The following is a 10556-nucleotide window of genomic DNA, read 5'->3' on the forward strand; positions in this document are numbered from 1 at the left end:
CTCAGGCCTTCTCTTCCGTGAGCGACTTGGCAGAGACACTGAAGTCGTGGCCCCAGAGGCTTACGCGGGTGAACTCGTGGGCAATGTGCTCTTGCCAATCGATGACAGCGCCACCGTAGCCAAACTCCACATCAAAGTTGGAGGGCGCGCGCATGTAGAAGGAGGTGACCTTGTCATTGGTGTGCTGGCCCAGCGTGGCGGTTTGCGGCACCTTGTGCGCAAACATGCGGTCGATGGCACGGCCGACTTCGGGCATGTTCTCCACCTCCACCATCACGTGCACGCAGCCGCTGTCCACCGGAAAGCCAGCCAGGGCCAGGCTGTGGTGGCGCCCGTTGTTGCAGTGGAAAAAGTGGATGGGCAGGCTGGGGCCGGCGTCGCCTGCGGGCTTGAAGTTGAACAGGTCGGCCAGGCCAAAGCCCATCACGTCCTTGAAGAAGGCCACCGTCTTCTCAAACTCTGCGGCTGGCAGCACGGTGTGGCCCATGCCAATGTTGCCGGTGACAAAGCGTGACACGCCAGCGGGCGAGGCAAAGTGCGCAAAGTCGGACTGAAAGCCCCACACCACTTCATGGCGGTTGCCCGACGGGTCCTGAAAAATGGCGACCTGCTGCACGCAGCGCTGCTTGCACAGGGCGGCATCACCCAGCGTGTACGCAACGCCGGCAGCCTGCAGCACGGCCAGTGCCGCTTCAAACGCGGGCTGCCCGGCCACTTCCCAGCCGGAGGCCACATAGGCGTCGCGTGCGCCGCTTTGCACGGCAAAGCGGAATTGGCGTTCGTCCATGCGCACATACAAACCGCCATCGGGTGCGGGCGCGGTCATCATGCCCAACACGCCTTCGGCGAAGTTTTTCCAACGCGGCAGGTCGGTGCTTTCTGCGACTACGTAAGCCAGTCCACGGATGTCCATCATGTTGAGTTCCTTTGGCCCCGTGAGTCAGGGCTTATGCAGTTGATTGTGCGAAGACGGGGGCTGTGCAACATCGTCCATTGAGACTAACGCTCGGGCTTCTTTTGCACCCCTGTGGCGGGCGCAAACCGACCACCGTTGCAGGGGCGGCGTCACGCTGCCAGGAGCCAGCTTGCGCGGCGTCACGCCATGGCGTAATCGGTATAGCCCGCAGCGCCCGGCGTGTAGAGCGTTTTACGGTCAAAGCGGGCCAGGGGCTGGCCGCTTCGCAATCGCTCCACCAGATCGGGGTTGCCAATGAAGTGGCGCGCAAACGAGAGTGCCGCGCCGGGGTGCGCCTGCAGGCTCTGCGCTGCGTTGTCCGGGCCAAAGCCGTCGTTGAGGATCAGGCGCTCACCGAAGTGCGTGCGGGCCAGGGCGAAGGCGTCGATATCGGGCACCGGTGCACGCATCACGTGCAGATAGGCGAGGTCCAGCGCGGCGGCCTGGCGCATGAGCTCTGCATGGGTGGCGGCAGAGTCTTCGTCGCTGGTGTCGTTGTAGGTGTTGCCCGGGTTCAGGCGCAGGCCCACCCGAGCTGACCCTATGGCCTGTGCCATGGCCTGCAGACATTCGATGGCAAAGCGCGCGCGCTGCGCAGCACCGCCGCCGTAATGGTCGGTGCGCAGGTTGGTGCCCGAGCTGAGGAACTGCATGGGCAGGTAGCCGCTGGTGCCATGCAACTCCACGCCGTCGAAGCCGGCCGCACGGGCATGCAGTGCGGCCTGGCCGTAGCCGTGCACCACCGCGCGCACGGCATCCGTGCTCAGGGCCTGTGGCATGTCATAGGGCTGCATGCCGGCGCTGTCGGTGACGATCTCACCGGCGGCCTGCAAGGCGCTGGGCGCCACGGTGGCCACACCCGCGGCCTTGATGTGATGGCTGCCAATGCGCCCACCATGCATGATTTGCAGCACGATGCGGCCGCCGCGCGCATGCACGGCATCGGTGACCCGCTTCCATCCTGCCACCTGTGCAGCCGTGGCGATGCCCGGCTGGCGGCAGTAGGACTGGCCTTCGGCGCTGGGCCAGGTGCCCTCTGCCACGATCAGCCCGGCTGCGGCGCGCTGCGCATAGTGCTCCGCCATCAGGGGGCCGGGCACGCCATCAGCGCCGGCACGGTTGCGCGTCATGGGTGCCATGACGATGCGGTTGGCGAGGTGCAGGTCCCCTAGCGCAAGGGGTTCAAACAGCGGGTTCATGGCTGCGTACCCACGCCGCCCGGGCCTGCACCGGGGCGGCTTGCCCCAACGCGGTTTTGCTTGTGCCTCTTCTCTTGCTTCTGCTTCATGTCATGCTCCTGCCAAAGGCCCCCAGCGGGCCCGCTGCAGGCAGCGTAGGCCCGGGGCCTGGTGGGGGCATCGTCCGACAAGACTAAAGAGCGCGTGCCGGGGCGGGCCTCGCAGCGCAGGCTGCGCAACTTGCAGGACCAGAGCTTGCTGCTGGCAGCGCGGGCTGCGGGGCCCGGCCGGGCACCTGCCGCGACCTAGGGTTCGCACCTAGTCCAAAAGGACGCATCCCGCTGGTGCGGCCAGTGTCAAGCTCGTGCCCAGGTCTTGACCTACACGCACTGGGATTCCCAGCGGCAGCACCCTGCACCCCTTGAGCCCGTTCACCCCGGGAGCACTTATGAACGTCGATCGCATCACCCACATTGCAGCAACACTGGTGCTGGTCCTGCTGCTGTCGGGCCATCTGGAAACCGTCTGGGAGGGCTGGCGCACCTCCGGCGAGGCGCCGGCGCAGCCAGTGCCAGAGGTGACACAGGAAAGCGGTGGAGGCAGTGCCCATTGGCCTGCTTCCATGTCGCTTGCCACGCTGATGGGCGCAGCCTTTCCCTGATTCCTTTTCCGCAGCCATGCAGGGCCATCTGCCTGCTGGAGCAGATACCTACCACAGGCCCCGGGGCGCCTCCATCCACAGAAGCTGTGCGCTGAGTTGGGGATAACTTGTCGGGAAACCTGCCAAACCCGCATGCCTGCTTGCTTTACACAGTCTGCCTAAAAACCATGCAGACAGTTTTTGGCTGGGGTTTTTGTACAAATATTTTTAGCGCTTCCACTTTTTCTTGGCGGAAGTGTTGAGCGGAAGCTCTCCACGCAGGCGTCGCAGGTCCTCTTCTGTGAGGTCTTCGCTTTCGTCGTCACCGTAGGCGTTGCTGCTTTCTTGTTCCTGGCCCTGCCCGGGCGCACGGGCAGGTTTTTCGAATGGGCGCACACTGTTCTTGCTTGCGCGCGCAGGGCTTTTTTTCTCGGGCCTTGGCGCGCTCTCCTTGGGCTTGAGCGGCTCGGCGCTGACAAAAGGCTGCAGATGCGGCAACGTGGGATCTACCTCCAGCCGATAGTAGTGACCCGAGGCCAGCTTGATCTTGATGGTGTTGCCGTCCAGCGTGGCGTGGCCCGAGGCGATGTAGCCGCCGGTGTTGGTGGCGTGTCCGAACAGCATCACGGTGCGGCCCCACTGCTCACGCGGGACGCAGTCAAAGACGTTGGCAGCCTCCACATCGGGCATTTTTTCAACCAGCGTGAACTTGCCTTCAGTGGGTTCAAAGAAAAGCGCTGCGCTGCCCTTTTTGAGGGTGATGGCACCCACGACTTCACTGCGCTGCACCCTGCCATCGAGTTCTGCAAGATAAAAGCTCTGGAAGGCCTCGATGGCCGCGGGTGTGACGGTTACAGCTTGCATGGCTCAGGCCTTTCTTCGGTGCACGCGCATCAGGCGGGCGAAATTCTGGGAAACAAGGGTTACGCCAAGGGCGCCCAGCAGAATGACTCCGCTGGTACCGGTGACGGGAATCAGGGCGCCGCTCAGGGCTACCCCTGCGGACTGGCCCATGAAGTAGGAAGCCGCAAATGCTGCAACTGCCGCCCCTCGGCGTTCGGGGGCCATTTGGGTGGCGTTGATCTGCAGGGTGTTGTGCAGCATGTAAAAACCCAGGCCCGCGCAGAAGCAGGCGGGGATGGCCCACCACCAGGTGGGGGACAGGGCAACAACGGCATAGGAAGCGGCCACCAGCAGGCCGCCCCAACGGCACAAGCCCACCTCGCCCAGGCGATGGGCCAGGTAGTAGGCACTGACTGCGAACAACAAGCCGCCCAGCCCGAAGAGCATGACTACCTGCCCGGCCATGGACAGCGGTATGGCATGCATCTGGTGCAGGTGGGTGACCAGGAAAGCGAGCGAACCGAAGATGGCAGCACCTTCAGCGAACACGGTGAGGAGCACGACACGCGCCCACGGAACGGCCAGGACCTGCCCGAACTCGGAGACCATGCGTTTGGTGGCGGAGCCCTGGGGGGGTGAGGTCTTCCTGGCTGCTGCAGGCAGACGTGCGTTGAGCCACAGCAGGTAGGCGCCGCCCAAAGCGAAGTAGACGGCTATGGCTTCAAAGGGCGTTCTCCAGTGCAAGTGGTCGGCTGCGTAGCCACCGAGCAGCACGCCAGCAGATACGCCCAGCACCTGGCCGATCATGAACTTGGCCAGGATGGGCTGGCGTCGCTCGTACGATGTGACATCGCCAATCCAGGCCATCGCCAGCGGGATGATGGTGGCCGCTGAGACACCTGCCAGGGCTCTGGCAACCAGCAGCAGCTCGAAGGTAGGGGCCATGGCACACACGCCCGTGGTCAGCGCACAAGAGACTGTGCCCCAGGCGATGACGCGGTATTTGCCGAAGCGATCCCCCAGCGGGCCAAAGATCAATTGGGATGCACCATAGGCGATGGCGAAGACGGTGATGACCAGTGCCGCATGGCCCAGGGTCAGAGAGAACTCACTTGCCAGTCCTGGCAACAGCGGATCGGACACCCGCATGGAAATACCGCTGCCAAATGCCGAGATGGACAGAGCCAGGATGGCACCGGTGGGCAGTTGGACATCTGCGGGGGCAGTGGGGAGAGCTGCACCGCCAGTAGCCTTGAGGCCCGTTTGAATGGAGGTGGTCTGGCTCATCCGGCTTGCCACCCCGTGATGGGAGTGGTCAATTCAGTCGTTGCCCCTGGGATTTGAGTTGTTCCATCAGGGCATCGGGCGCGCCGCCTTCTGCCAAATGGGTTTTGTACCAGACCGTCAGGATGCTGGTGATCACCGGCCCCGGGTTTTGCAGAACTTTATCGAAGCTCAAGCCGTTGATCTTGCAGACCAGCTTGACCAGGTCCATGTCCAGATCAATGGCGTCATCGTCACAGCGGCGGACTTTGAGGTCGGAGAAGGAGTAGCCTTCGGGCAGCTTCAAGGTAAGGACTGAATCGGTTGTCATAGTCGATTGGTCATGCAACATGGCTAGAGGCAGATACAAAAAAGGCCCACTGTTGTGAGCCTTTTTTGCTGCGTTTTACTGCATGCTTTTTTGGTTGCGCGAGAAGGATTTGAACCTCCGACCTGGGTTATGAGTCTAAAAGAATCGCTGGCTTTCTACAGCGATCAGTTTATCCCAAAAGGCTTAAAAAGGCGATTTACAGCCTTAAACACATCAAATTCTGTGACACGCAAGCCCCGCCTTACCTCTATCTAAAACATACGATGTCACAGCCAACCTCCAAATCGACATTGCTACACGTCCACAAATTGAGACCCTTAGGTTGAGCTGGAACCAAAATAGCCCGACAACCTAGCCAAATAAAAACAACAGTCACGATGCATAACTAATGCGCCTCGCGGGCTGAAGCATTAGGCCTGAGACAGCTCAAAGCAAACTAATCGTAAATATTTTTTAAAAAAGCATCTGACTTTATGCGCACAAGCATAAATCCGGCTCAAAACGATTTGAGCCAGGTTGCTCGGCATTGAAAATATCAGTAAACTAATTCTCAGTAACTCGCAAGCCATGTAAGTTACTACAGAGCAAGCGGCGTAAAGCCTTTGCTCTTCCGGTTCTTCGGAACTCAGGGCCGTTTGTTTTACGAACTCAGCCCTTTCCTTTGTGCAGCTTTTTTCTGTACATATAGATTGCACCTTTGCCTTTGAGCAAAGTGATCTCGGGATTTCCATCCCTAGTCAGCAAACATTCAAAGTTTGCGTTGCTGCCATGAGGTATAGCCACGACCTCCAATTCATGCGATCGCTTTAGCTATGCAAACGATCGCCATGTATCCAATCGCACCCTCAAGTCCCACTTAACTTGAGCGAATTGCTCACCCAAAAACCGCGTACTTTGGCGCACGCGTAGGCAAAACTTTGCCATCAGCCAACGATGCCTTCCTGTAGTGGGGAGGAGGCATGCAATCCCCTTAACCCTTTTGAAGGAATTTCTATGTCTTTGCTTAACTACGTCCAAATCTTTGCGCTGCCTCATGCTGGGGAGGATTACCTCTGCCCGTCTCTTTTTCAATTCATATCAAGGGAGGTGTGAAATGGAAATGGAAAAACCCTCTGTCAATATCCTGAAGCACAGTCGTATCCTGGATAACCTGGTTACCCATTCGGATTCGCGGGTGCGCATCGCGGCTGCGGACTTTATCGCGGCCTTTCAACCACCGGCAGACGCCCCTTACATAAAGTTGGTCTTAAGCCGACTGCAACTCGGCTTAGCTTTGCTCAATACTGATTTGAAGTTAGACCAAGCTTTTGGATACCCAATTTCATCAATTTCAACGTTGGCAAACGCTGCACAGGCTATGGAAGATGATGAGCCGCGTGCTGAAGAAATTCCCACATCCAAGTGGCTCAAAAAATTCGCAGCGTACGGAGCCATTGTTGAATTAGCTGAAGACGACACCCATTCACTCAAAGCACTTGCCGCTGCATTTGCCCTCAGTCAGCTCAATCAGAAATCTATAGACAAGAAGTTTGCAGATCAAATCCGGCTCCAGACAAGATCCCCTGCATCAGAAACCGTCAAAAAAGAGCGCACTTGGGAAGTTAGGCATCAGTCAAATCTCAAGAGTATCAAGTCGCTTTCAGGATGCACGCCCTTTTCGTCTGATGTTGAGTTTCAAGAGGCTGCATTGAGCCACTACATTGCTGACACAAAGTATGCAACTCTCGCGGAACGCCGTGGTCTTTCTGATGATCGCGCCCTTACACCAAATGCCTTCAAGGATGCAGCAGCTGAGGTGAGGCTAGGCCTCTTTGAATTCAATGCTGTCTCAACTGCCATCGCTGTCGGATTTTTCTCCGGCCTGACCTGGCCTCTTGCAAAGCGGACACCACTGACGGCGCCTGTGGGTGACAACTGGGTAATCTGGCTTGATATCCCGAATGGCTGCTATCACGTCAATCTCAACCCGGTCGTCCGTGGAGCGGCAGAAAACCGGGGGGACGAAAAATACGTTCCCGCGACTCGCATCTTCCGTCGCTATTTGCCCCAGCTTCTCGTGAAATCGCTTCAGTTTTTGAGTCTGAAACGCCCTCACCTACTTAGCCTTGAAGCACTGTGCGATTGCATTGATATTCCCAGCGAGTTTGACATTTGTCGCACTGACGACCGGCGGATCAAGAGTTCGATCGCGAGACTCTATAACAGCAGGACCGTGATCTCCAACATGCTCTGCATCTCCAGTGTGTCTGCAAACCTGACATTGGGACTTCTGCAGCGTATTCCCCACTCAAGGCTGTTTTACAACGCCACAAATCCCCAGAAGTTTAATGAAGCAACGGTGAAGCTAGCTGCCTTGCTTGACTGGGGAGACATACAAGTCCAAGACGACGATGGCCCGTCCATTGGCTCATCCGTCAATCCTGAGCTCCAGGCATTAAAGAACATTGCAACTCAACTCGCCAGTGCGGTGCAGGACTCCATGCCACCCAAAAACTATCGTTGGCGGCATCTTAGGAAATTCCATAACTCCTTTGTGGACTATGTGATTTTCTTGCTGAGTTTGAGTGCCATGGGTCGTGATACCGAGGCACTCTTGGTCCAGTCGATCACAACAATTGCTGCAACTGGCATGACCGGTCTGCACGACAAGATCACACGCAACAGTCTGGGTGCATCACCTATTGTGCTTTCCAGCATCGTTAGAGCGCAGGTCAAGGCCTACATGCTGCACATGAAATGTCTGCTGGCACGATTGGCGACGCTCGATCATGGCGATACGCCTGCCCATGCACGCATCTCGGATATTTTGAATGACGATGAGGTTGACGCGTTTTTCCATATGCCCGACGAACCCGAGAAGGCGCTGATTGTCCGCGGAGCAGCATCTCTGTACCGCGATCTTGAGGGCTGGTTAGAAATTAAGCCTGATGCGGGCCGGCACTTCTGGGAGTCCATGTTGACCCAAAACGATACCCCGGAAGATTACGTCGATGCACAGGCTCGGCACACCGTCAGACATTCACGCTACTGGAGTGCGAACAGTACTCTGGCAATAGACCAAATGCAAGAAGTACTTGCCCCCATTCAAGACAGGATCTTGCGGCAAATGGGTATTGATCTGATCTGGGGGTTACGCAAATGAGGAAGATATTTGACATCAACCTGCCATCATTCGAGCGCCACCCATTGCCAGGGGATATTGAATACCGCAGTACCGCGACGACGTTTTTGCGTGCCAAGGAGTTCTCTGATTGGCAGCAAAGCTTCTTGAAGTCGTTTTCAAAGTTTCCCATGGAAAAACTTTGGTGTGCCTCAATCATGTTGTTTGAGGCGATTTGTACACAAGAGTCCTTCCTAGCAATTCAAACCAACGGTACTGTCTATCGCTCACAAAATGTTGCGCGTCTTGAGTGGACACTACCAAACGGGCGCACGGATGCCAGAGTTTTATCCTCGATTTCGGTGATTGCTTTAGATCTTATTGGCGGGGACCCCCAATGTGGAGGTAATTTGGTAGCAGAGATGGAGGCAACGATTCCCCTAATTGCCACTGATCTGCCCAAACTGGTCAACCCTGCACAGTGCTTCGACGCGTGCGCACAAGCTTGGGTATTTACAGTCCTTCCTCAGTTTCTCTTTGCGCACGTGATTGGTGATGCGCCAATGGCAGCTCTGCATCAAACCGTGCTGGCAAGGAGGGACAGTGGCTTAGCGTTAAACGCATTTTCAGAGGCAAATTTCATGCAGGTAGATGAGGACTCTGCTCTGGAGGGCTACTTCCACGCTGAAGTAAACAACGAGAGCAACGCAGTAATTAGCAAACTAATGGCGTGTCTCACGATGTCAAATCCTGAGGGTCTCGATGACAAGCAACTCCAAATCCGCATTGCAAAGAACCTGCGCGCACTGTCTGCAGATGCAGAGGGTGCCGGCCCGATGAGCTGTCTTATCTTGTCGCATTGCATCAAAATGCTTGCATCAGGTACACATGCGCTGAGATCCTCGCTTGGATACATCAAATATGGCGCGCCCGCAGTATTTCAGGGTTTGGTTGGCCTAGACATTGAAGCACTGTCATCACAAGAAATCTCCAAGGCATACGCCAGGGGTCTCAACTCTCTGGCTGGCGAAAACCTTCGTAAAGCGCGCGCCTATGCTGGGCACTTTCATCAATACATCAGCGAGTGGATTGACGTTGCGCCTCTTAGCTACTCTGCATTGCCTGATGTCGCTGCGACGCCTATTGATGCGAATGTGGTGTGGATCCATGAGCGAGAGCTTCTACAACGCTGTATCAAGCAACAGACACCTCTGGACGCACGACTTTCCTTACAGACTTCGCTTGTGGTTGACCTGGTCTACGCTTGCAAGGCCCGTGGCAAAGAAATCTTTCTGTTGCAGACCCGCAATATCCGCGTTTCGGCCGGTGTTGTGGAGGTGGAAATTGTCTCTTGGGGACGGCTGCACGGAGTCAAAACCGAGGCTTCCCAACGTGTCCTCACCATTGCTGATCAAGCGCTGGCTTCGCGCGTGCTTGAATGGAAGAACATGCGCTCCTTGGAGGGCGCTGAAAGCCATAACCTCTTGTTTGGGACGAGGGGTGAGCCTACGCGATGCTATCGGCTGGGGCTGATGTACCCATGGCTAAACCAAACGTTGAAATTTGTCACCGGAGATGTACAAAGCTCACTTCACCATCTGCGCCATGCCGCCGCTGATGATGTCTTTGTGACGCTGGAGTTCGATAACGAATTTCACCAAGCTATGGATCAGCTCTGCATGGATATGGGACATGCATCGCTCAGGTCAACCCGCAGCTATTTGCACAGCTATCCCGCGCTGATTCGCATGCGGCTGAACGTCCACCTTCATAGACTCACCCTCTCAAGCTTCACAGTTGATGCACTGACACATGTTAAGAATGCTACTGTCCGTCGGCGCAATGCACGTGCTCGAATCAAAGGAGACGCAAATGCCTGATGAAAAAATGCAGCTGTCAGATGTTAATCGGAACCAAGGCTATTGGACGGGAGTAATGGAGCACTCGAATTCCATCCTCATTCCGGTTTCAACAACTGCTGTTTCACTCTGTTGTCCACTGATTTGTCCTCCGATATCGGTCGCGCACCCGTTCACCCTAATAGATTTCTCCTGGGTCTTGCAAGACATTCAAGCGGGCTACTCCCCCGAGCAGGCATCCAAGCAACGCGGTGTGGACCGGTAATCCCCCCGATAAACCAAAGGTCCGAGAAGTAGAATTTTCCAAGAAGGAAGTTCTACGTGAAGAAGTCAAGATTTACCGACAGCCAGATCATGGCTGCCTTGAAGCGTGTTGAAGCCGGTCTG

At 56.7% G+C, this 10556-nt stretch carries 8 protein-coding genes; 3 read left to right on the forward strand and 5 right to left on the reverse strand.

The annotated features are described in order from the left end of the window. Window position 1: 1 nt before the first annotated feature. Entirely contained in the window at window positions 2–916 is a 915-nt protein-coding gene (locus tag DIC66_RS20770; protein WP_117180098.1) for a VOC family protein, read from the reverse strand. Between the two features lie 179 nt (window positions 917–1095). Then, entirely contained in the window at window positions 1096–2154 is a 1059-nt protein-coding gene (locus tag DIC66_RS20775; RefSeq protein WP_117180099.1) for an alkene reductase, read from the reverse strand. A 427-nt stretch (window positions 2155–2581) separates the two neighbouring features. Here DIC66_RS20775 and DIC66_RS20780 point away from each other — a divergent pair, with 427 nt between their 5' ends. Continuing rightward, on the forward strand, window positions 2582–2794 hold the full coding sequence (locus DIC66_RS20780; protein WP_117180100.1) for a hypothetical protein: 213 nt from the start codon (window positions 2582–2584) through the stop codon (window positions 2792–2794). Window positions 2795–3001: 207 nt separating this feature from the next. Here DIC66_RS20780 and DIC66_RS20785 read toward each other — a convergent pair whose 3' ends face one another. Genes DIC66_RS20785 through DIC66_RS20795 form a run of 3 tightly spaced genes read right to left on the reverse strand, consistent with a single transcriptional unit; the run spans window position 3002 to window position 5210 of the window. Further along, a complete protein-coding gene (locus DIC66_RS20785) occupies window positions 3002–3637 on the reverse strand; it encodes a hypothetical protein (protein WP_117180101.1) in 636 nt (211 codons plus the stop codon). A gap of 3 nt (window positions 3638–3640) precedes the next feature. After that, a complete protein-coding gene (locus tag DIC66_RS20790; protein WP_117180102.1) occupies window positions 3641–4903 on the reverse strand; it encodes an MFS transporter in 1263 nt (420 codons plus the stop codon). A 28-nt stretch (window positions 4904–4931) separates the two neighbouring features. Then, window positions 4932–5210 (reverse strand): hypothetical protein, encoded by a 279-nt coding sequence (locus tag DIC66_RS20795; RefSeq protein ID WP_147321372.1) that lies wholly within the window; start codon window positions 5208–5210, stop codon window positions 4932–4934. Between the two features lie 1093 nt (window positions 5211–6303). On the opposite strand from DIC66_RS20795, the gene DIC66_RS20800 reads away from it, so the two are divergent. Beyond that, on the forward strand, window positions 6304–8352 hold the full coding sequence (locus tag DIC66_RS20800; RefSeq protein WP_117180104.1) for a hypothetical protein: 2049 nt from the start codon (window positions 6304–6306) through the stop codon (window positions 8350–8352). Continuing rightward, window positions 8349–10190, forward strand: coding sequence for a tyrosine-type recombinase/integrase (locus DIC66_RS20805; RefSeq protein ID WP_117180105.1), 1842 nt, complete (start codon window positions 8349–8351; stop codon window positions 10188–10190). Before DIC66_RS20800 ends, DIC66_RS20805 begins: the two co-directional genes overlap by 4 nt. Window positions 10191–10556 lie beyond the last annotated feature (366 nt).

It is taken from the genome of Rhodoferax lacus (assembly GCF_003415675.1).
Lineage (GTDB): Bacteria > Pseudomonadota > Gammaproteobacteria > Burkholderiales > Burkholderiaceae_C > Allorhodoferax > Allorhodoferax lacus.